Annotated in this window: 10 protein-coding genes and 2 pseudogenes; 3 read left to right on the top strand and 9 right to left on the bottom strand. The window is 62.2% G+C overall.

The genetic code is table 11. The features are described from left to right. Positions 1–15: 15 nt before the first annotated feature. Positions 16–534: an HvfX family Cu-binding RiPP maturation protein gene (locus AC5WJ1_RS28845; RefSeq protein ID WP_494477037.1), complete on the bottom strand. Its 519-nt coding sequence runs from the start codon at positions 532–534 to the stop codon at positions 16–18. Between the two features lie 133 nt (positions 535–667). On the opposite strand from AC5WJ1_RS28845, the gene AC5WJ1_RS28840 reads away from it, so the two are divergent. Further along, positions 668–1,558 (top strand): LysR family transcriptional regulator, encoded by an 891-nt coding sequence (locus AC5WJ1_RS28840; RefSeq protein ID WP_494477038.1) that lies wholly within the window; start codon positions 668–670, stop codon positions 1,556–1,558. A gap of 36 nt (positions 1,559–1,594) precedes the next feature. Here the strand turns inward: AC5WJ1_RS28840 and AC5WJ1_RS28835 are convergent, their stop codons facing one another. From AC5WJ1_RS28835 to AC5WJ1_RS28825, 3 genes are read right to left on the bottom strand one after another with little or no spacing between them, the layout of a single operon-like run. After that, complete coding sequence (locus AC5WJ1_RS28835) at positions 1,595–2,302, bottom strand: HvfC family RiPP maturation protein (protein WP_494477039.1); 708 nt, start codon at positions 2,300–2,302, stop codon at positions 1,595–1,597. 25 nt (positions 2,303–2,327) lie between these two features. Beyond that, positions 2,328–3,176, bottom strand: a complete 849-nt coding sequence (locus AC5WJ1_RS28830; protein WP_494477339.1) for an HvfB family MNIO-type RiPP peptide maturase — start codon at positions 3,174–3,176, stop codon at positions 2,328–2,330. An 18-nt stretch (positions 3,177–3,194) separates the two neighbouring features. After that, positions 3,195–3,566, bottom strand: coding sequence for an HvfA family oxazolone/thioamide-modified RiPP metallophore (locus AC5WJ1_RS28825; protein WP_494477041.1), 372 nt, complete (start codon positions 3,564–3,566; stop codon positions 3,195–3,197). 299 nt (positions 3,567–3,865) lie between these two features. Here AC5WJ1_RS28825 and AC5WJ1_RS28820 point away from each other — a divergent pair, with 299 nt between their 5' ends. Beyond that, on the top strand, positions 3,866–4,591 hold the full coding sequence (locus AC5WJ1_RS28820) for an IS6 family transposase (RefSeq protein ID WP_494477338.1): 726 nt from the start codon (positions 3,866–3,868) through the stop codon (positions 4,589–4,591). 158 nt (positions 4,592–4,749) lie between these two features. Here AC5WJ1_RS28820 and AC5WJ1_RS28815 read toward each other — a convergent pair whose 3' ends face one another. The 4 genes and pseudogenes from AC5WJ1_RS28815 to AC5WJ1_RS28800 form a co-directional block, all read right to left on the bottom strand. Continuing rightward, on the bottom strand, positions 4,750–5,946 hold the full coding sequence (locus tag AC5WJ1_RS28815) for an EAL domain-containing protein (RefSeq protein WP_494477337.1): 1,197 nt from the start codon (positions 5,944–5,946) through the stop codon (positions 4,750–4,752). A gap of 267 nt (positions 5,947–6,213) precedes the next feature. Continuing rightward, complete coding sequence (locus AC5WJ1_RS28810) at positions 6,214–7,200, bottom strand: IS5 family transposase (RefSeq protein ID WP_494477336.1); 987 nt, start codon at positions 7,198–7,200, stop codon at positions 6,214–6,216. Between the two features lie 1,392 nt (positions 7,201–8,592). Further along, positions 8,593–9,231, bottom strand: a pseudogene (locus tag AC5WJ1_RS28805) (tyrosine-type recombinase/integrase); the annotation flags it as partial. A 65-nt stretch (positions 9,232–9,296) separates the two neighbouring features. Beyond that, entirely contained in the window at positions 9,297–10,022 is a 726-nt protein-coding gene (locus AC5WJ1_RS28800) for an IS6 family transposase (protein WP_494477335.1), read from the bottom strand. Between the two features lie 105 nt (positions 10,023–10,127). Here AC5WJ1_RS28800 and AC5WJ1_RS28795 point away from each other — a divergent pair. Beyond that, positions 10,128–10,457 (top strand): annotated as a pseudogene (locus tag AC5WJ1_RS28795) (transposase family protein); the annotation flags it as partial. A 106-nt stretch (positions 10,458–10,563) separates the two neighbouring features. On the opposite strand, the gene AC5WJ1_RS28790 reads toward AC5WJ1_RS28795, so the two are convergent. Further along, a complete protein-coding gene (locus AC5WJ1_RS28790) occupies positions 10,564–23,634 on the bottom strand; it encodes an autotransporter-associated beta strand repeat-containing protein (protein WP_494477334.1) in 13,071 nt (4,356 codons plus the stop codon). Between the last annotated feature and the right edge of the window lie 73 nt (positions 23,635–23,707).

Genomic DNA, 23,707 nt, shown 5'->3' with positions numbered 1-23,707 from the left:
CCTTCGCATCCGGAATCAGCGCGTAGCCAGCAGTCGGCGGTGGAGCCAATAGTCCAGGCTGAACTTGCCGGCACCCTGGAAAATCAGCGGCAGGAACATCACCAGATAGATCAGGGGCAGCTTGTAGTTGCCGTGGCCATCGTCGGTGATGACATAGCCCATGGCGAGTTCGGAGAGGCTGTGCCATTGATCCGGCCAGTGCACGGCTGCAATAGCGACGACGGTGAGGACGGTTAGTGAGACGCTAAAGAACCGGGTACCGAGCCCGATGACTAGGGCGATCGCACCCACAAGCTCGAATCCTGTGGCCAACGACCAGCTTACGTCAGGGGGCACATGATTGAAAGGAAACGGGAACCGGTCCTGGACGTCGCTGAACCAGTTGCTTCCGTTCCACTTCTCGACACCGGACGCCCAGAACTCGACGGCAAGCAGCACGCGCAGAACAAGGGGGGCAACCCAGGCGCCAACACCGTCAAGCGCCGACAGGAATTGTTGAATCGGTTGAAATGCCGGTGCAAGCACGTTCTTCATGGAAAGATCTTGGTGGACGCAAATAGTTGATGGCCAAATCGTAAGGGGTGGACCGGGATCGAGGAAATCGTCATTTTTCATCACGCGATAGCTTCGTGTTATGTTCACTGGCTGAGCACTTAGGAAGCCCGCCATGGAGATCTACCAGATACGCTACTTCCTCGCCGTGAGCGAGACGCTGAACTTCACGCGCGCCGCGGAGCGATGTTTCGTCTCCCAGCCAGCGCTCACCAAGGCGATCCAGAAGCTTGAGGAATTGCTTGGCGGTCGGCTCTTCGATCGCACTAAGAATGCCGTGCAAATGACGGAGCTCGGGCGGGCAATGCTTCCCAACTTCCAGCAGATCTATACAACGGCCAACCAGACGCGTGAGCAGGCACGGCGCCTGCTGCGCGAGCAGCGTGTGGTAATTCGCGTGGGGGTGATGTGCTCGGTCGCATTCAATGTGCTCCTGCCCGGCTTCCTCGCATTCCAGGCGGCACAGCCCAAGGTGGACCTGCAGTTCCGGGAAGGCACGATGGAAATGCTCACGGATGCACTCGACAAGAACGAGATTGATGTCGCCGTAATGGCAGCCCCCTATGAGTATCCCAAGCGCTTTCGCGCAGCAGCCCTCTTTCGAGAGGACTACGTAATCGCACACGGGCCGGTACACCGTTTCGCCCAAATGTCCGAGGTCTTGGTCCAGGACCTGAAGGGCGAAGCGTACTGCGAACGGTTGAACTGCGAGTACTCCGACTACATTGACAAGACGCTGCGGGATTTCAACGTGGAGGTTGAAACCGTACAGGCCAGTCCCCGGGAAGATTGGATCCAGTTGCTGGTGCGAGCGAACTTTGGCATCGCCTACATGCCGGTCTCCCTGGCGCGCGAGGCAGGCATCGCCTTTATCCGCACAGCGGACTGCCCGTTCGCGCGGGAAGTCAAGATTCTCACGCTGGCCGAACGCCCCCAAACCGACGCCATCTCGAGCCTCGTGGAAGCGCTGTCGACGTTCCAGTGGCCAGCGGATTTGGCTGCTTAGCGTGCCCGCTAGCCCCAAGGGCGCGGTGGCCAAGCCTTAATCCATGGCTAGAACGATCCCTTGTTCCACGAGATCCTCTAGCAGGTGCTGCAATTGTGCGGGACTGGGGCGAACCTCGGTCGCCTGGGCCAGACGATCAAGCGTTTCCCCCAGGTTGCCCATGGATGTCTGTAGCAATTCGAGCAATGTATAGGTCACGAGATTGGTCTCGGCAAAGCACACATTGTCGTCTGCATCCCGCCAGACCATCAGTCGGGTCGTTTGAACCGTGACAGGCTCGGCATCCGCGCCGATGCGATGTACTGGATAGGGGTAGCAGGCCAGGCGCAGCGTCGGGTTTAGCCCAAGATTGGGCAAGAAGGATTGAGGTTGTCCATCCGGATGGGTATGTACCGCCAATTCCAGTGCCTCGTAATGTGCGAGATACGCGAGATAGGCAGGCTCATCTGGCAAACGTTGCCGTCCATCCTGGAATAACCACTGAACAAATTCCTGGGCAATCTGATGAAAGTACGGCGTGGCGGCACGGTGTTCTGCGAAGAACCTCAGACAGAGGGCACGCCAACGCTCTTGCCCCAACATCTGCTGGATCACGGGAAAGCAGGCATCGAGGAAGCCGCAGAAGTTATTCAACAGCAGCTCGCGATAGAGCATCAGCCGCTCGGGAGCGACTCCGGCAGGCCCAGAATCAGCTTGCGGCTGGCGAATGCAGGCCGTGAACAAGCGCTGATAGCGCTGAAACACGGGTTCCTGCGCTGGTTTGATGGTCTCAGGCGGCCTGTGCATGAGTCATCCTTTCTGCAATGGCCTGCGTGCTGGCGATCCGGTCGACTTCGACCAGCAAATCACAAAGACGCGGAAGGTTGAAGTCGCGCTCCAGCAAAGTGGGCTGCACACCGTGACAGGTGTAGGCATGCGTCAGTAGCGCCCACACCGGGTCGATGACGTCGGTACCGTGTGTGTCAATCACTAGCGTCTCGCTCTCCCGCGAATGCCCGGCGACATGGTAGTAGGCAATGCGCTGGGAAGGTAGCGATGAGATGTAGGCGTAGGGGTCGATGCCGTGGTTGACGCTGTTGACAAAGACGTTGTTCACGTCAAGGTGGATCAGGCAATCCGCCTCCTGGGCCACGGCGCGCAGGAATGTTGCTTCGTCCATCTCGTCGATCGGGGATGCCGCGTAGTAGGAAACATTCTCCACGCCGATGCGCTGGCCGAGCATGTCCTGCACCTGGCGGATACGTCGGGAGACATGCTCGATCGCGTCGGCAGTGAAGGGGATCGGCATCAGATCATACAGGCAGCCATCGTCAGCGCAGTACGACAGGTGTTCGGAATAGAACGGCGTGCGTAGTTCGCGCATCAGCACGCCGACGCCGGCGACCAGCTCCTGGTTCAGCGGGGCAAAGCCGCCAAGGTTCAGGCAGAGACCATGCGCAACGATCGGCACCTGTTCGGCCAGCTTGCGCAAGGCTTGACCTTTGGCACCACCGATACCGATCCAGTTTTCCGGGGCGATCTCCAAGAAATCTACGGCCTCGGGAATAGACTCGGTCAGCGGTGCAATCAGCTCGCGCCGCAACCCCAAGCCTGCGCCGCGCCAACGTTGCGTGTTCATGCTCTCAGACCTTTACAGTTACGACTTGGTGGCGCCGCAGCTGCCGTCCTTGTGCTTGGCATCCGCTGCGTTCTTGTCCGCGCCGCACTTACCCTCGGCAGCCTTCTTTTCTGCGCCACAAGTCCCATCCTTGGCCTTCTTGTCCGCGCCGCAGGTGCCGTCCTTGGCCTTGTCGGCAGCCTTCATCTTGTTGGCCCCGCACTTGCCCTCGCCGCACTTGCCTTCCTTCATCTTGCTGCCCGTATCGGCCTGGGCGACGAGGTAACCCTGATCAAGCGGCTTGACCGCAAAAGGCGAAGCGTCAGCCGCGTGGGCGATGCCGGCAAGGCCGACGGTGGAGAGTACGGCGCTGGCGATAAGGGTGGAGATATTGCGAGTCTTATTTTGCATGGATCGGCTCCTTGACCGAGCGTTGTTGAAGAGGTGAGTGGATTCTGCCGACGCGGCCACGCGCGGGGAAATGGTTGTTTTTCAGTGATCGATAACCGGTGGATATGACTGCGCGCGACATGCAAGTCCCAAAAAGTCAAAATGCCGCTTGAGGCACGCAAGCCAGGCGCATTGCGGGGGGCATTTCTTCCTTCGTTTCACGAAAACAGGCCATGCTCCAGCTGGCGGAAAACTGAGGGCTCTGTCGCGATAAGGCGGGAGGGGTAGAATCGTCGGCCAGAAATGCTGGAAGCACCTTGATGACGAAGCCGACGAAGACACCCCGCAAGACCTTGCCCGCGGGCCTAACCAAGGTGCTCAAGCGCCTGCACTACCCGTTGGACGTGATCTTGCTGTGCGTGCGCTGGTACGTGGCGTATTCGCTGAGCCTGCGTGATCTGGAGGAAATGATGGCCGAACGCGGCCTCGCGGTCGATCATTCGACCGTGCACCGCTGGGTCATCAAGCTGTTGCCATTGTTCGAGAAAGCGTTTCGTCGCCACAAGCGCCCGGTCGGCAAGAGCTGGCGCATGGACGAAACCTACCTCAAGGTGCGCGGCAAATGGACGTACCTTTATCGCGCGGTGGACAAGGCCGGCAGCACCGTCGACTTCTTGCTGCGCGCTCGCCGGGACAAGGCTGCTGCGCGGCGTTACTTTGAGAAAGCCATTGGCCAGAACGGCGCACCTGATATCGTGACCATCGACAAAAGTGGAGCCAACCTGGCCGCACTGCATGCGGTGAACGCGCAGCGTGAAACGCCGATCAGGATCCGTCAGCGCAAGTACCTGAACAACATTGTTGAGCAGGACCACCGGGCCATCAAACGGCGAACGCAGCCCATGCTCGGGTTCAAGAAATTCCGATGCGCACGCATCATCGTGGGTGGCATCGAGACCATGCACATGATCGCCAAGGGGCAGATGAACTGCCCCAATGGGACCCGTTTGTCCGCCGCACAGCAATTCTATTCCCTGGTTTCATAAACCAGCCCGCTTCACTTGCTGGCTTCGCCGCGCCGGCGTTATCGCGACAGAACCCTGCGCGTCGCCACCGGCCGATCCGGCGGGATTTCCCGATGCCGCCTCGCTGGCCGCGTTGCGCGCCTAGTATGAAGGACGGCCAGCCCGCGAGTCACCCCCGATCATACGGGAAAATCAACCGGCAGCGGCGACGGCATCGCCAGGTAATAGCCCTGAACGCATCGCGCCCCTGTGCTCCGGGCGCACTGTAGGTCCAACTCATCTTCGATGCCCTCTATGACAATATCCCTTGCAAGAGTCTTTGCAAAGTTGACGGCGCTTTGCAGTTGACCCGCGTTCGCACGATTTCTGGCGTTCGCGATGAACTTCTTGTCCAGCTTGATCAGGTCTGCCCTGCCGATCTCGATCGCGGTCTCGATGCTGTAGCCTGCGCCGAAATCGTCAATGGCAATTTGACATCCGAGACCTTGGATGTGCCGGGCGAAAGCTCGGGCACTGCCCCGGACAATCGGCGATACTTCAGTAATTTCCAGGACGAGGCGCTTCGCAATGTCGGGACGGGCCCTGAGTTCCAGCATTGTCGATGACCACCAAAGGTCCTCGACCGCGCTCTGCGCGGAGATGTTCACGCCAAGCGTAATCATTGAATCCAACTTCAGCATCCCAATAACGCGCTTGACGGCATAGCGATCGAGCATGCGCACGAGATGCGATTGCTCCAGGAAAGGCACGAATTCCTGGGGACTCATCACACGGCCGCTATCGGCGGAAAGAATTCGCACGAGTGCTTCCTGATAGTGGATCTTCGTGCCCCCAGTACTGTCAATCACCGGTTGGAAAAGGAACGAAGCCGCGTCGTTCATGATGGCTGAGAGGGCCCGCTCGACACTCGGCGCATTGACGGTTGAAGGTGTAAAGGCCATCGACATTTTGGGCCGGACCAGCTCCAACGCACCACCCAGAACTGGGGCGCCAACTACCGCTGCATGCAGCGACGCCATGGAGGCGGCATCCCGCGTGCAGGCTAGTCGCCCGCAAAGTCTTGCCATGACCTCTTCGAGATCCTGGTAGTGGAGGTGATCCGAATACGTCCTCTCATACTGAAGGATGCGCGGCAACGCTTGAATCCGGATTTCGCCTCTCGATAGTATCGCCGCCATACCAAGATCAGCGCAGATGCTCTGTGTATGCCATAGCGTCGCCTCCTCTACTGTCCGAAGAAACGCATCTCCATGGACGCGTTTGAGTTCCGCGCGATTGGCGAACTCAACTACCAGATGTAGGTATCCCATTTTCCTCTCTTGTGAGGCCGCCTGTGTCATCCTGATCGTTGCGCCGTTGTCGAGAGCAAGTTTCAACGACAAGTGCACAGCTGGAGTCGAGGCAACACCACAATATGAAATCCTACCGCCACGCAAAGAAGTCTGAACAATTCTCAAATCCGACGCACACAAGCAGGGCCATCGCATGAAATGTGACGGAAATCTAAGGAATCGCTGATCAATGAGGTTTGCGCTTGATGTTGCACAAGCCAATGACTTCGGCTTTCGCCATGCGGGAGAGATGGGAACCGACTCAAGCCGTTTTTCTCTCTTTTCGCGCCTTTCCTGGCGCGCGTTGCGCGCTCAGGACGGATTGCGCCCCTCTGAGGCCAGCAACAGCTTCCTGGCGAGCACAAGATTCGCCAGACCAAACAGGCTGAACAACTGCGCCGTGTTCTTGACCAGGCCCTTGTAGCGAACCTTGCGATGACCAAACAGATTCTTGATGACGTGGAACGGATGTTCGACTCGCGCCCGAATCTGGGCCTTGGCCCGCTCGACGGCAATCAGCAAGTCCTTGACCGCTCCGTCACTCATCGCCTTGATCTTGCCGCGCTTGACGGCCACCTGCCACTTCACGGTCTTGCCTTTCATCTCCTCGCGCTTGTCCACGCCCGTGTAGCCCGCGTCGCCAAACGCATGCTCCTCGTGGCCATGCAGCAAGGCATGCGCCTGCGACACGTCAGACTCGTTGGCCGCGGTGCCCACCACGCTGTGCACCAGCCCAGAGGCCGCATCCACGCCGACATGGGCCTTCATACCAAAATGCCATTCATTGCCCTTCTTGGTCTGGTGCATCTCCGGGTCGCGGCTCTTCTCCTTGTTCTTGGTCGACGGGGGCGCCTCGATGATGGTGGCATCCACAATCGTGCCTTCCTTCATCATCAGCCCCCGCTCGCACAGCATGATGCCGATTTCGTCGAACAGCTTTCGCGTCAGTTCATGCTCGACGAGCAGGCGGCGAAACTTCAGCAGCGTGGTCGCGTCTGGCACCGCCTCGACTGCCAGGTCGATCCCGGCAAACGCGCGCATTGCCATGCTGTCGTACAGCGCGTCTTCCAGCGCCTCGTCCGACAGCCCGTACCACTGCTGCAAGAAATAAATGCGCAGCATCCGCTCCAGGCCGATCGGCGGCCGTCCACGTTTGCCCTTGGGGTAGTACGGTTCGACCGCCGCAATCAGACGCGACCATGGCACCACGCTTTCCATCTCCGTCAGAAAGCGCTCGCGGCGCGTCACCCGCTTCTTGCCGTGGCTTTCCGCTTCCGCAAAACTGATCTGTCGCTTCATCTCCGACTCATATCGTGGGCATGCACATGACAACGCTTACACGTCACTCAACGATGACCGCCGCGCTGATTTAGCGGGTAAGGGAACGACGTCACCGTCGCCCCCTCCCCAAAGAACCGTACGTGCGAGTTTCCCCGCATACGGCTCGCGCATGGCTAAAGCACCGTTGCCAGGTGCCGGCCTTGCCATACAGCACAAGACCTCCACTTACGTCATATCGTTGGCCCATCTCATTGCTGAGACGGGGGCGCTGAACTGCCGTAAAACAACGACAGTCTCTTCCAAGCTGCCCCACGTTGGACCGCAAATACTGGCTCGCGACAGCCACACCTCGCGCAAGTCTGCACCCTTTCAGGTCAGAGCAAAGTTTGAACTCCTATCCGGACAATTACAGTCTGGCATTCGCTTTTTGCGCGTTCTCTTACCCGCTTCCCCAACAGCTTCCCTCACGGGTCGCTTGCCAACGATTCGATGTTCTGAATGTTGGCAGGGAATCGGGCTTACCACGTTCCCGTTCTGGCCGACCTCGGCGATACCTCCAGCCCGAGGGCTTTCCGTTTAGCGCCCGCCTATCCCCCGGCAGCCCTGATGACGACGTGCCCCTACTGATCAAAGGGAGCAACCGGCTGCTTACCTTTTGGTCAGGGCCTACCAGCCGCTTTGGCCCATTGGAATTGACGAGGTTTATCAGCGATTCACATCTATTGCGCATGCGGAAATTTCCTAGTCCCTACACCGCGTTGCGGCTTGCAGCATCGCCACCATTCGTCGCCGAATCATGACGTCTTTCGACGGGTACATTGTCCCCGGAGCTTCAGACCCGACGATTACTCATCGCGCCTGTCCAGGTAGGAAACTGCTGGTCGTACAGCAGGTCACAGCAGGTCACAGCACGCTAGTACCGTATGTGACAAGACAAGAACGAACTTCGCTGCCCGCTGACACTTAAATACCGACACGCCGCGGGCAAGCAGCACGTGTCGCACAATCAGTCTTTCCCTAAACGTCGTTCCAGCCAAGCAATTGAGCCAGATAGCAGTCGTTAGCGCAGGCCAGCATGCGGCGGTTCTTCAAGCCGGCTTTGATGGTGCGATCCTGTCGTAGCAGGTTCATGGCAATGCGCCTGAGAATGGCGAAGTTGTGCGCTGCATTCTGGACACGCACTCGGCACGGTTCTGTCGCGATAACGCCGGCGCGGCGAAGCCAGCAAGTGAAGCGGGCTGGTTTATGAAACCAGGGAATAGAATTGCTGTGCGGCGGACAAACGGGTCCCATTGGGGCAGTTCATGGGGTCATGCCAAGATGAGCCCAATCCGCTATCATAAGCCTCACGGTTATATCGAATTCAAGTAATAGGTCGATTTCGATATAAGGGCCGACGATCGGAGATGGTCAGGATGCGGCGAACGCCGCGCCGATCTGCCGTGCCCGTTTCACCTCGTCGCCATGCAGGTAGATCGACGTGGTCGAGATCGAGGCGTGCCGCAGATTGTCCCGGACGGTCGTCAATTCCGCGCCGCGCGCCAGCGCGTGCGTCGCATGCGTGTGCCGCATCCAGTGCGGGCTGGCCTGCCGTAGCTTCTCGGCGGCAACCGGGTGGTCGGCCTGAATCAGGTTCGCAGCCTGCGTGAAGAATCGTCGCAACACGGCCCACAGTCGCGTGCCCGTGATGCCGCCGGCCGGGTCCTGACCAAGGCCGCCGATCAACGGGGTATGCGGGTCCCAGCGTGCCGGCGTGACTGGCAGGCCGCGTTCGACTAGATACCGGTCGAGCGTGACGCGCGCCAACGGCGGCAGCGCCACCTTGCCCGCCTTGGCCCCCTTGCCGACCAGGCTGAGCCAGTGGTCGCCATGGGCATCGATATCGATGCCACCAAGGGTTGCGCTGACGAGTTCGCCGGCGCGCAGGCCGGTCGCATACGCGAAATCGAGCACGAAGCGCAGGCGCTGGGCCGCCGGCGCCTCCCACCCGTAGGACCACTCCAGTCCGTTGGCGAGCGTGCGCACCAGCAGCCATTCGCCCTCGGTGAACACGTGCGACGGGTTCTGTCGCGATAACGCCGGCGCGGCGAAGCCAGCAAGTGAAGCGGGCTGGTTTATGAAACCAGGGAATAGAATTGCTGTGCGGCGGACAAACGGGTCCCATTGGGGCAGTCCATCTGCCCCTTGGCGATCATGTGCATGGTCTCGATGCCACCCACGATGATGCGTGCGCATCGGAATTTCTTGAACCCGAGCATGGGCCGCGTTCGCCGTTTGATGGCCCGGTGGTCCTGCTCAACAATGTTGTTCAGGTACTTGCGCTGACGGATCCTGATCGGCGTTTCACGCTGCGCGTTCACCGCATGCAGTGCGGCCAGGTTGGCTCCACTTTTGTCGATGGTCACGATATCAGGTGCGCCGTTCTGGCCAATGGCTTTCTCAAAGTAACGCCGCGCAGCAGCCTTGTCCCGGCGAGCGCGCAGCAAGAAGTCGACGGTGCTGCCGGCCTTGTCCACCGCGCGATAAAGGTACGTCCATTTGCCGCGCACCTTGAGGTAGGTTTCGTCCATGCGCCAGCTCTTGCCGACCGGGCGCTTGTGGCGACGAAACGCTTTCTCGAACAATGGCAACAGCTTGATGACCCAGCGGTGCACGGTCGAATGATCGACCGCGAGGCCGCGTTCGGCCATCATTTCCTCCAGATCACGCAGGCTCAGCGAATACGCCACGTACCAGCGCACGCACAGCAAGATCACGTCCAACGGGTAGTGCAGGCGCTTGAGCACCTTGGTTAGGCCCGCGGGCAAGGTCTTGCGGGGTGTCTTCGTCGGCTTCGTCATCAAGGTGCTTCCAGCATTTCTGGCCGACGATTCTACCCCTCCCGCCTTATCGCGACAGAGCCGTTTTCCCCTCAGGAGTCTTCTCGTCTTCGCTCCCTTACAGCGACAGAGCCACTGCGCAGCTATCCGGCCGCAAAGGCCGACATCCCGGCGCTGGCCAGCGTCAAGCACGTGTTCGTGAAGGCTGCCGCTCGCGTGAACAATTGCGCCGAGAACAGCCACCAGCCGACCCGTGAACGCGAGCGGCGCATGCGTGAATTCCGCGACCCGAAGCGCACGCAGGCCTTCCTGTCGAACTTCGGCCCGATCCGACAGCACTTCGCGCTCAAGCGTCATTTGCTGCGCGCTTCGCTCTATCGCAAACATCTCGCTGCGAGATTCGCGACCTGGCACGAAGTCGCCGAAGTGGCCCAAAATCCGTCAACCGCTTCCTGAGCAATAGGCCCGCCGTCACGGCCTTGCCTCCCTATCGGCAAGTTGACAGTGCCCTCCCGCCTTATCGCGACAGAGCCAAAATCCGGACAGGCTCTTGTCGTGGCGCTTACCAGGAGTACTTCACGCCTACCTGAGCCTTGCCGGCCGTGTAGTGATGGGCCCCCACCTCGAATCCCACCGAGCCCTGCACGCTCACCGCCTTGGTAAGGTTGCCCTGCAGGCCAACCTTACCTTCCAGACGGTTCGCCGGCAGGCCGTCATGCACACTCACTCCATCGAACACCACCGACTGTGAGCTCGGCCCATGCCACCAGTTCACTTCCGCGAACGGGCGCATCTGCTTCTGACCAATCTCGTCCTTCACCTCCCCATGCAGCCGCACGCCCAGGCGCGTGGTCACGCTCGTGCCCGACTCGCCCGATACCACCGAGCCGTTGTGCTCGGTGTGCGTATCGGCGCGGTAGTTCGACACAATCACCTGGCCCTGCGGCTCGATGTACATGCGGATGTCCCCGGTCTCGTGGACCGGGAACGAGTATCCCGCCTCCAGAGAAGCCGCCAGATTCGTCGACTTGTAGCTCTCGGTCGGCAACCCCTGGCCGCTCACCGTGTTGTTGAACGCGCCGTACATGACCCAGCTGTCCACGTATGGGCCGGACATGATGCCCTTGTTGCCGTACCAGGTGCCGTACACGCCCACGTTGTAACCATCGACCGTGCCACGCGAAGTGAGCGTGCCGTTGTCCGCACGGTTGTGGCTCGATCCATAGGCACCCATCGCGCCGACGCGGATGCTGCCTTCTTCGCCGACACTGAAGCGCGCCACATCACCACCGGCGTGCACCAGGTACGAGGTGTCGCTCGAGGACAGCGCTCCCTCGCGGCTGCTGGTCTTGCCCACCACGCGCACCCACGCATTGGCGTCGCTGCTCTGAGCCAGGTCCTTGCCCACCATGCCGGGAGCCTGGCTCTGGCGCTCATGCAGCGTATGGAACTGCATGGTCTGCGCGTACTGGCGGTTGTTCAGGTAAGAACCCACTTCCGGGCGCAGCACTGGATTGGCCGGCGGGCACAGCGTAGTGTTGGTGTCGCAGGTCGTACCGACCGAGCTCAGATACCAGTCGTTGGCCACACCGCCCACGCCGCCGCGCTTGAGGCTGTAGTCATAGGCACCGGCCGCGAGCGTGCCCACACCGGCGCGGTAGCCATCCGAGGCCGCCGACAGGCTGAACGCCGTCGCATCGGTCGTGCCGCCGTTGACGGTTTGCACCACACGAATGCCCTGGCTGGTCTGTGCGCCGTTGCCGCCGGCGTGCTTGATGACGAGTGCCGTACTGCCCGAGGCATTGCCGCTGTCGATCACCAGCTTGTCGGTGGCGGAGTTGTCACCGCCCATGACCGTGTTCAGCACGACAGTTCCGGCGTTGCCCACGTAGCCGTTCTTGACCACCAGCTGGTTGCCCACGCTCGCGCCCGCCAGGTTCACGGTACCGCTGTTGACAAGCCCATTGGCCAGCGTCAGCGTGCCGGCGGCGGCTGACGTCGGCGCGCCCGTCGTCTCTGCGGCGGCCGGCGTCAACGCCCCATTGCCTGGCAGCGCGTTGAATGCACTGATCGTGCCGGCATTCAGAACCTGTCCGCTCACCGTACCCAGGCCCGCCAGGGTTGCGCCTTGCCTCACTGTCACCGTACCGGCACCTTGCGCCCCGAGCGTGATATCCGGCTTGGTCGCATCGCCCACGATCAGCGTGCCGGCCTGCACGTCGGTTTTGCCGTTGTAGGTGAGCGAATCGCCCGCTGTCAGCGTGCCGCTGCCCTGCTTGATCAGGTCGCCCGCACCTGACACGGTGTTGGCCAGCTTCCAGTCTGTGTTTGTGTTCACTACCAGTTGGCCGCTATCCGCAATCGTGGCTGTCCCGAGGTTCTGCTGCGTGCTCGCCGTCAGCGTCGTGCCGCTGTCAATGTTGAAGATGCCGGAGAACCCGCTGTTGTCGCCTGCCGCCGTCACGTTCGCGCCGTTGAGCAGGTGCACCGCACCCGCTCCGCTCACGTTGTTGGTCAGCGAACCAGTCGCACCATTGAGCACCAGCGTGCCGTTGTCCGCGATGGCGCCGCTGCCAAGACCCGCCGCATCATGCAGCTGCACCGTGGCACCCGAAGCAATGGCCGTGTTGGCCGTGAGCCCCGCATTGGCACCCTGCACGTCCAGCAGACCACCATTCACGTTCAACTGGCCGGCCCCCGTCAGGCTGCCCGCTGACGTGCCCCCGTTGGCGATGTTCAGCGTGCCGCCATGCACGTTCAGGGCCGAGCCCGATTGGCCATCCAGTTGCAGAATCCCCTGGGTCGTGCCGTTCAGGTCCGCTGTCGCCGCATTGGCGATGTGCAGCGTGCTGGTGTTGCCCAGCGCGTGGTCCACATCCGTGCGCAGCGTCCCCGTCTGCACGGTCGTGTCGCCCGTGTAGTCGTTGGTGGTGTTCGACAGTGACACCACGCCCGCGCCTGCATCGATCGCCAGGTTGCCACTGCCGGTGACCTTCGCCGACATGTCGGCCGCCGTACCCATCGCACCCGTATCCTCGGCCAGCGTCAGCGTCTGGTTTTGCTGCAGTTCCAGTTGCCTGAGAGCATAGTTGACGTACAGACCGTCGCCCGGCGCCGTGGTCACGCCGTAGTCATAGGTCGCCTTGGCCACCGTGCTGCCGCCCTGTGCAACATCGATCTGCTGTGCCGCCGAGATCGGGTTGCCGTTCTGATCCACCAGCGCCAGTGCACCGCCTGTGCCGGTCGTGCTCTGGGCATTCACCAGCTTCACACCGATGTTGCCGTCATCCTGCTGCAGCAGATTCGAGTCGGTCGGCGTGGCTGCCCGCGGCGTATAGAGCGCTGGCAGCTTGATCTGTACCGTACCCAATCCGCGGGCATCCAGCGTGTTGGCCGTGATCGTGCTGGTGGCCACGGTCTGGTCCGGTGCGGTGGCGTCGAACACCACCGTTCCGCCGTTGAAGGCCATGCCACCGATCTTCTGGTCGCCCGTGCCCACCGTCGTTACGCTGCCTGTGTCAGCGCGCAGCGTCGCATGGGTCAGCGCGTCCGTGTTCGTGCCGCTCAGGTCAAACTTGGCCGGACCCATGGCTACCGTGCCGGCGAAGGCATTGCCGGCGCTCAACGCGAAGTCGAAGGCGTTGTTGGCCGTGTCCACCGTCACCAGACCGTTACCGGTCAGCTGATTGCCCAGCGTGAACGCGCCGGAAGTCTTCAGTGCCAGCGTGCCGTTGTCAACGATTGCCGCGCTGCCCAGTTGGGTGTTGACTGAAGCGTTCAGCGCGCTGCCGCTATCAATATTGAAGGTGCCCGAGAACCCGCTGTTGTCGCCTGCTGCCGTCACGTTCGCGCCGTTGAGCAGGTGCACCGCACCCGCTCCGCTCACGTTGTTGGCCAGCGTGCCGTTGTAGCCATCCAGCGCCACCGTGCCCGCGTCCGCAATCTCGGCCGACCCCAGGTTTTGCTGCGCGCCTGCCGTTAGCGTCGTGCTGCTGTCGATATTGAAGGTGCCCGAGAAACCGCTGTTGTTGCCCGTCGCCGTCACGTTCGCGCCGTTGAGCAGGTGCACCGCACCCGCTCCGCTCACGTTGTTGGCCAGCGTACCGTTGTAGCCATCCAGCGCCACCGTGCCCGCGTCCGCAATCGCGGCCGACCCCAGGTTCTGCTGCGTGCTCGCCGTCAGCGTTGTAGCGCTGTCAATGTTGAAGATGCCCGAGAAGCCGCTGTTGTTGCCTGCTGCCGTCACGTTCGCGCCGTTGAGCAGATGTACCGCACCCGCTCCGCTCACGTTGTTGGTCAGCGAACCAGTCGCACCATTGAGCACCAGCGTGCCGTTGTCTGCAATGCTGCCGCTGCCCAGACCCGCCACATCATTCAGTTGCACCGTGGCGCCCGAGGCGATGGCCGTGTTGGTCGTCAGCCCCGTATTGGCACCCAGCACGTCCAGCAGACCACCGTTCACGTTCAGTTGGCCCGCGCCCGTCAGGCTGCCTGCCGATGTGCCGCCGTTGGCAATGTTCAGCGTGCCGCCGTGTACGTTCAGGGTCGAGCCCGTTTGGCCATCCAGTTGTTGAATCCCCTGGGTCGTGCCGTTCAGGTCTGCGGTGGCCGCATTGGCGATGTGCAGCACCTTCGTGCCGCCCAGCGCGTGGTCCACATCCGTACGCAGCGTCCCCGTCTGCACGGTCGTGTCGCCCGTGTAGTCGTTGGTGGTGTTCGACAACGACACCACGCCCGCGCCCGCATCGATCGCCAGGCTGCCCAGGCCGGTGACCTTTGCCGACATGTCGGCGGAGGCGCCGCTTGCCCCGGTGTTCTCGGCCAGCGTCAGCGTCTGGCCCGACTGCAGGTCCAGTTGCTTGAGGCCATAGTTGACATACAGGCCATCGCCCGGCGCCGTGGTCAGGCGATAGTCATAGGTCGCCTTGGCTACCGTGTTGCCGCCTTGCGCAACGTCGATCTGCTGTGCCGCGGTGATCTTGGCACCATTCTGGTCCACCAACGTCAACGCACCGCCTGAGCCGGTTATGTTCTGGGCATTCACCAGCTTGACCCCGACGTTGGCATCATCCTGTTGCAGCAGGTTCTGCGTGTTCGGCGTGCTTGGCGGGGCGGGCGTATAGGGCTGCGGCACCGTGATGCCAACCTTGCCCGTGCCGCCGGCATCCAGCGTGTTGGCCGTAATCGTGCTGGCCGATGTGATCGCTTCCGGCGCATTGGCATCGAACACAACCGTGCCGCCATTGAAGGCCAACCCACCGATCGTCTGATTGCCGTCGACCACCGTGGTCTTACTGCCCGTGTCTGCGCGCAGCGTCGCGTTGGTCAACGCGGTGGTGTTCACCCCACCCAGGCTAAACGTGGTGTTCTGCAGCGCCACCGTACCGGCAAAGCCAGAACCCGTGGTCAACGCAAAGTCGAACGCGTTGCCTGCGGTGTTCACTGTTACCAGGCCATTGCCCGTGAGGGCGTTACCCAGCGTGAAGGCGCCGCCGCGGTTCACCGCCAGCGTACCAGCAGCCTGCACATTGATACTTCCCAGGACACTGCCGGTGCTGCCACCGTTGCCCAACTGCAGCGTGCCCGCATTGACGGTCGTGCCACCACTGTATGTGCTGTCGCTCGCCAGCACCGTCGTGCCGGTGCCATTTTGCTGCACCGCACCCGAGCCCGAGATCATCCCCGCAAACGTCGACACATCCGAGCGGTCGAACGCCAGCGTGCCGTTGTTCGTCACGTTACCTGTGATCGACCCCGACGTGCCACCGTTGCCCAGCTGCAGCGTGCCGGCGCTGATCGTCGTGCCACCACTGTACGTGTTCGCGCCGCTCAGCGTGAGCGTACCCGTTCCGGTCTTGTTCAGTACACCCGTGCCGCTGATCACGCCACTGAAGGTCGTATCGGCCAGGGCGTTGGCCGTGAGCGTGGCGCTGCCCAGCGTCACGTTGCCCGCCCCGCTCAGATTGTTCGCGCTCTGGTCATACCCGTTCAAGTCCAGCACCGCGCCACTGTCCACCGTCACGTTGGCGCTCTGCGCGAACGCATTCGCAATGCCGGTGCGCAGCGTCCCCGCGTGGACCAGCGTGTCGCCACTATAGGTGTTGACCGCCGACAACGTCAGCGTCCCGGCACCGGCCTTGGTCAACGTGCGACCATCCCATCCGCTGGCAAACGGCCCCGTCTGGTTGCCCAGTGCCACATCCACATTGAACGCGTCCGTCGCACTGGCCAGCGTGAAGGTGCCGTGGCCATTTGCCTGGCCGTCGAGCCAACTCAGACCGTAGCCAACGTTGTAGTCATTGCCGCTGACGCGGCCCGCCACGCGCAGGTAGTCCACCGGGCTGGTCGCCCCGCCCAGCGACACGTTCGAAAAGTCGCCCGTGATTCCGCCGGTCGTATGCACCACCGTAATCTGCGTACCGGACAGCGCGCTTGCGCTCGCCGGTGCTGCCGCTGAATAATTCAAATTCAGCGTTCCATTCAGGCTCGCCGTCTCTGCCGTGATCGTCGGTTGCGACGGCGAGCCGGCTATATTCAGCGTCGAGCCCGCGGCTTGCGTGAACGCGCCGCTCGCCACCACGCTTGCGTTCGCGTCAATGGTCATGCTGGCGCCATTGGCAGTACTCAGGCTCGCCGCATGGAATGCCCCGTTTTGGCCAAATTCCATCGTCCCGGCGTTGATCGCCACTGCCCCGACGCTGGACCCCGTGCCCGTCAGCGTGGCCGTGCCAGCGCCGCTCTTGGTCAACGAACCGGTGCCAGACATTACGTTGGCCACCGTACCATTCGCCGCGAAATCCAGTTGCAAGGCCGCGTTGTTCGTCACCGCACCCGTGCCCAGCGCCGAGCCATTCTGCGCCACCAGGGTGCCCGAACTAATGAGGGTGCCACCGCTGTAGGTGTTGGTGCCGCTCAGCACGGTCGTGCCGGAGCCAATCTGGCTGACGCCTCCGCTGCCCGAGATCGTCCCCGCAAAAGTCGCCGTGTCGCTCCGGTTGAACGCCAGCGTGCCGTTGTCCGTCACGTCGCCCATGATCGAGCCGCTCGTGCCGCCGGCACCAAGCTGCAGCGTGCCACCAGTAATGGTTGTGCCGCCGCTGTAGCTGTTGGCATTGGTCAGTACCAGCGTGCCGGTATCGGCCTTGGTCAGCGCACCGACACCCCCAACTGCACTGCTGAGGGTCAGCGCCGTGCCCGCCGCTGTGTCGAACGTGCCGCCGTTGGCATTGAGGGTCGTCGCGCGCCCGCTGCTGAACGTTGCCGTCGTCGCCAGTGTGCCGCCGTCGAGCGTGACGCCTCCTGCGGCATCACCCAGGTTCGCATCGGACGACACCTGCAGCGTGCCGCCATTGATGTTGGTACCACCACTGTAGGTGTTGGTGCCAGTCAGCACCAGCGTACCGGCATTGGTTTTGGTCAACGCGCCGCTGCCGCCAACCACGCCGCTCAGTGTGAGCGCCGCGCCAGATCCCGTGCCGAACACGCCACCCTTGGCGCCCAGAGTCGTCGCTCGCGCGCTGCTAAAGCTCGCCGTCGTCGCCAGCGTGCCACCATCAATGGTCAGTGTGCCCGTAGCCGCGCCCAGATTGCCGTCACTCGAAACCTGCAGCGTGCCGTCCTTGATGGTGGTGCCACCGGCATAGGTATTGGCGCCAGTCAGCACCAGCGTGCCCAGATCGGTCTTGGTCAGCGAGGTCGATCCCTGCAGCACGGAGCCCACCGTCGCCGTCATGACTTGACTCGCCGCGCTGCCATCGCCGACGCGAATCGTGGGGGCTGCGCCGTTCACGGGCGAGTTGACCAGGGTGATCGGACCACCGTTGATCGCATAACCATCGGTGGTGAACTGCAGGCCGGAGGACAGGATCTGCCCGGAGCTGTCGTCTACCGTTACGGTGCCAGCCTGGCCACCAAAGATTGCGAAAGATTGATTCCCGTAGGTCGAATTGCTAGAGCCCGTCACGTCGACCCAGGCCGTCGGTCCGAGCAGGCGCCAAGTACCGGTACCGCCTTGGGCAGTACCGTTGTTGTAATTGGCGGAGTTCATGCCATCCCAGAAGGTCAGCAACTGGCCCGTCGTGTTGACCAGGTTGATCTGACCCGGCACCCCGGTTTGCAAGGCCACCGTTGTGGCAGCCGGCACCGTGCCCACCGTCAGCCCATTGTTCTGCAGCGTCCCGCTATAGTTGATCAGCCGGTAGACACCAGGATCAAATGTGCCGCCAGCCGGCGCGGACACGTCCACGCGGCCCGCCAGCGTCAGATTGCCATTGACATCAATGCGGCTGTTCTGCGCCACGCCATTCACCTGACCGAGCGTGTAATGAAGCGTCGAACTACTATTGAGCGCCAGATTGCCGTTGATGGTCAGCGTCCCGCCCGTGCCGTTCTCGCTGCCCGGCGCCAGGGTGGCGCCGTTGGCCACCGTCACATTGCCACCGATCGTGCCGGTGCCGCCCAGGGTCGCGGCAGATGCGACAGTCGTGGCGCCCGTCGCCGCGGACTGGTTGCCAACGATGTACAACGTGCCGGCCGATACCGTGGTGGCGCCCGTGTAGGTATTGGTGCCAGTCAGGATCGTAGTGCCCAAGCCGCTCTTGGTGAATGCACCCGTGCCGGAAATGGCCGAGGCCAGGCTGGTTTTCGTGCCGGACGCCTGGTTCACTGCGAGCACGCCGTTATTCGTCACGTCTCCGACGATGGAGCCGTTGGTCGTGCCATCCCCCAGTTGCAGCGTGCCAGAGGAGATCGTCGTGCCACCGGTATAGGTCTGCGTGCCGGTCAGGGTCAGCGTGCCGGCTCCGGACTTTGTGACGGCGCCCGTGCCGGAGATCACATTGGCATAGGTCAACGCATCGCTACGGTTGAAGACCAGCGAGCCGTTGTCGATGATATTGCCAGTGAGCGAGCCTGAAGTGCCGCCGTTGCCCAATTGCAGCGTGCCGGACGAGACCGTTGTGGTGCCGGTAAAGGCGGTACTGTTCCCAGTCAGGACCGTCGTGCCGCTGCCGACTTGCTGAATGGATCCAGCACCGGAAATCGCCCCCCCGTAGGTATAGGTATCGCTACGGTTGAACACCAGATTGGCGCCGGAAGCAATGCTCGTTGAATCAGTTCCGAGTGTCCCGCGCGTGCCGCCCGTACCAACTTGCAGCGTGCCTTGATCGACATGGATCACGTAACCTGCGCCGGGGTTGCCGCTGTACGAAGCATTATCAAGCACCAGCGTACCCGCCCCCAGCTTACCCAGGCCGTTCTGAACAAAGTAGCCGCCGTTGTCGCTAATGTTGCCGCGCAACGTGAGGGTCGTCCCGGCAGCGGTGGTGATGTTGAGCGAGTGTTGGCTCGTGCTGCCGTAGAAGGAAGTGCCTCCCAGAGAAATATCATTCTGGAGAGTCATATCCGCAGTGGTCCGCAAATTGCCACCACCACCGTAAACCGAATCACGAGCTACGCCGAATATCGTGCCCGTCCCCAATGCACCCGCAGAACCAATCACCACGGTTGCGTAGTCGCTGATCTGCGTGCCACCGCTGTAGGTATTTCCGGTACCCGTGATCGTCGTCGTACCACTGGCTACAGTCAGCTTGCCCGCACCCGAGATGGGGCCATTCAGGGTCAGGTTGCCGAAGAGATAGCCACCACCACTGTTCACCGTGATGTTGCGTGCCGTCGTCGTGCTGGTTAAGGCCTGCAGGCCGCCACCGTCAAAGGTCAGCGCACCAGAAGCATCGCCGAGGTTGCTGTCACTCGAAACCGCCAGCACCCCGCTCTTGAACTGCGTGCCGCCGGTATAAGTATTGGTGCCGCTCAGGGTCAGCGTGCCGTTCTGGTCCAGCGTGCCGCCAGATTGCGTGACGCTACCGCTGCCGGAAATCACACCGGCATAGGTGTAGCCACCACTCACATTGCGTTTGAAGATCAGCGAGCCGTTATCGACGATGTTCCCGACGATCGACCCTGTACTACCACCGTTGCCCAACTGCAGCGTGCCCGACGCAATCGTCGTGCCACCGGTATAGGTATTGGCACCGGTCAACACCGTCGTACCCGCGCCATTCTGTGTCACGCTACCGCTACCAGCGATGCTGGCGTTCTCCACGAGGCTGGTCCCTGACGCCGGGACGAAAACCATGCGGCTGTTGTTGGTCACGCTACCGGTAATCGTGCCGTTGGTCGTACCATCCCCCAGCTGCAGCGTCCCGGCAGAAATGGTGGTGCCGCCGGTATAGGTATTGGCACCGGTCAGCACCGTGGTGCCGCTGCCGATCTGCCTGACCGCCCCCGTCCCCGAGACCACGCCGCCATAGCTCAGGGTCGTCCCGCTGGCAGGATCGAAGGACAGCGTGCCGTTATTGGTAACGTTGCCCACGATGGAGCCATTGGTGACACCGTCGCCCAGTTGTAGCGTCCCGTCCGTGATGGTGGTGCCACCGCTATAGGTATTGGCACCTGCCAGGATCAGCGTGCCCAGGTCAGTCTTGGCAAGACCCACACTACCTTGCAAGACCGAGCCGATCGTTGCCACGTAGCCGGCGCCGGCCCCTGTGCCATCGCCCACGCGCACCGTCGCGGCACCGCTGCCGGATGTCGTTTCCAACAGACTGATGGGGCCGCCGTTCACAACATAGCCGTTCGAGGCGAACTGCATGCCCGAGGTCGTGACCTGACCCAAACTATTGTCGACCGTGACCGTACCAGGGGATGCCTGGAACACGGCAAAATTGCCATTGGCAAATGCGCCGTTGGTGGCGCCGCTGGAGTTCGTCCAGTTTGCGTTGCCTGCCGAGCTTTGCCATGTGCCCGTGCCACCATTGACCGCGCCGTTGTTCGCACCCACAGCATCCCAGAAGCTCATTGGGACATTCAGCGTAGCGATCAGGTTGACCTGCTTGGCCACCGAGGTCTGCACCGTCGCGGCCAAACCGGTTGGCAACGTCCCCACCGCCAGACCGTTGTCGGTCAGCGCGCCGGTGTAGTTGGCGACACGGTAGACACCGGGGCCAAATAAGCCGCCGGTGGGCTCAGTCACGTTGATCGTTCCGTCCAGCGTCAGGTTGCCGTTGACCTGAGTCAGATCATTCAGCGTGCCGCCCACGGTTCCGGCCCGACCGAATCGGTAATTGAGGATCGAGCCGCCACTCAGCGCAAGATCGCCGTTGATGGTCAACGTTCCTGGGCTGGAGATCCCGCCTGCCGCCAGGGTGGCGCCATCCGCCAGACTGACGTTGCCGCCAATCGTGCCCGAGCCACCGAGCGTGGCACCGCCGGCCACCGTCGTTGCGCCATGCGCGTTGGCCGAATTGCCGTTGACATAGAGTGCACCGGCAGAAACCGTCGTCCCACCCGAATAGCTGTTGGTCCCCGTGAGCACCGTGGTCCCGGTACCCGCCTGCGTCAGCGTGCCGGTGCCAGAAATGGCGTTCGCGAGTGTCGTGCTGTCGCTCCGGTTAAACACGAGGCTTCCGTTGTTGACGACGCTGCCCATCCCTAGCGCCCCCGACGTGCCGCCAGCGCCGACCTGGAGCGTACCGCCGGCGATCGTCGTGGTGCCCGTGGAGCTATTGGCCCCCGTGAGCACCAAAGTACTGCTGGTATTGCTCTTTGTCAGGTTACCGGCACCGGTGATCGTACCGCTCATGGTCAGCGTGGTGCCGGCCGCCAAGTCGAGTGTGCCTTGGCCGGCGAGCGTAACGTTGCGTGCGGTGCTAAAGCTCGCCCCCGTTGCCAGCGTCCCCCTGTTGAAAGTCAGGCCACCCGACGCGGCACCCAGGTTGCTATCGCTTGACACCACCCCCCGGCTCCCCGTCCAGAAGTAAGTGCCACCCGTATAGGTATTGGTGCCGTTCAGCACCACCGTGCCACCGGGGGTGCCATTGCCGTATAGGACGACGCTACCCGCGCCAGAAATGGTTCCGTTTAGCGTTAACGTCGTGCCATTGAAGGCATCGAAGGTGCCGAAGGTGCCGGAACCCGCCACCACGTTGCGCGACGTCGCGAAACTTGCCAGGGATCGGAGGCTGCCGGCCGTATTGGTAAAGGTAATCCCGCCGCCCGCCGCCCCCAGGTTGCCGTCGTTGAACACCCCCAAAATGCCCGAGTAGAGGGTCGTGCCGCCGCTGTAGGTGTTCGCGCCTGTCAGCGTCACAGAGCCGCCATTGATACCGAAGCCGCCGGCGCCCGAGATCACGCCATTCAGGGTCAATGTGTTGGCCGCGTTCGTAGTGTTGGCGTAACCGATGACGCCGCTGGCCACCGAGATATTGCGCGAGGTCGCAAAGGCCGAGGTGGCCGACAGCGAGCTGCTTCCGGTGAAAGAGATGCCGCCCGAGGCTGCGCCCAGATTGCTGTCGCTCGACACCTGCAGCGTACCGGCCTTGATGGCCGTGCCGCCACTATAGGTATTCGCGCCGCTGAGCACGGTGGTGCCGCCGCCGATCTGCTGCACGGCGCCGGTGCCCGAGATGACGCCGGCATAGGTGTAGGCATCGCTGCGATTGAATGCCAGCGTGCCGTTGTCCGTGACATTGCCAACGATCGAGCCCGTCGTACCGTTGCTGCCCACTTGCAACGTGCCCGAGGAAATCGTCGTGCCGCCAGTGTAGGTATTGTTGCCAGTCAGCACGGTGGTGCCGCTACCGATCTGCTGCACGGCGCCGGTCCCCGAGATGATGCCGGCATAGGTGTAAGAATTGCTGCGATTGAACGCCAGCGTGCCGTTGTCCGTGATATTGCCAACAATCGAGCCCGTCGTACCGTTGCTGCCCAGCTGCAGCGTGCCCGAGGAAATCGTCGTGCCGCCGGTGTACGTGTTGGTGCCAGTCAGCGCCAGCGTGCCAGCCCCCGTCAAAGTCAGCGCGCCAGCCCCAGACAGCACGCCGCCCAGGGTCGCCGTGCTCCCCGAAGCGACGTCAATTGTGCCGCCGCCCTGGTTGAGCGTCGTCGCCCGGTTCGAACTGAACACGCCCGTGATCGCCAGCGTGCCGGCGGTCGTCGTGTCGCCGAGCGTCAGCGACCCGGTGGCCGCCCCCAGATTGCTGTCGCTGGAGACCTGCAGCGTGCCGCCTTTGGCGACGAACGTCCCGCCCGTATAGGTGTTGGTGCCGCCCAGGACCAACCTGCCCGCGCCGTTCGCCAAGATCGACCCGGTCCCGGTAAGCGCCGAATTGATGGTGGCCGTGGCGCCACCGGCCACCGTAATTCTGGACTGCGCCGAAGCCGTGGCAATGGAGCCGCCCTGAAGAGTGTAGCCATTGACGCCGAACAGCAGATCCTGCACCACCATCGGCGCAGCCACTGTCACCGTGCCGGCGGTTCCGCCAAAACTAGCGCTGTCACCCGCCAGATTGTTCCACGGCGCCAGGATCGTGCCGTTATACCAGTTGCTGCTGGTCAGATCCCAAGTGCCGGTGCCGCCGGAGTTCGCCCCCGACGGCGACCAGGTCAGGGTCGCCGCTTGCACTGGATTGAGCAATGCCAACGCACCAACCAGGGGAAGCGGCGTGGCCAATGCCAGCACTTGCCGGATTGCCCGACGTGCGCTCTTTTTCTTGCCGCGCGACTTGGCAAGCTCTGACGCAACGACCCAAGCTTGCAGCGTGGCATTCCAGACAATGCAATGGACTTTATTCATGACAGTTTGAGATGCCAAACCGGCTGAGTGCTGAAATATTGCTCAACCGTCGGCTAGGCTTGGCTAATCGATT

Source organism: Cupriavidus sp. MEYA8 (assembly GCF_059278825.1).
This window is presented reverse-complemented; position numbering and strand designations above follow the sequence as displayed.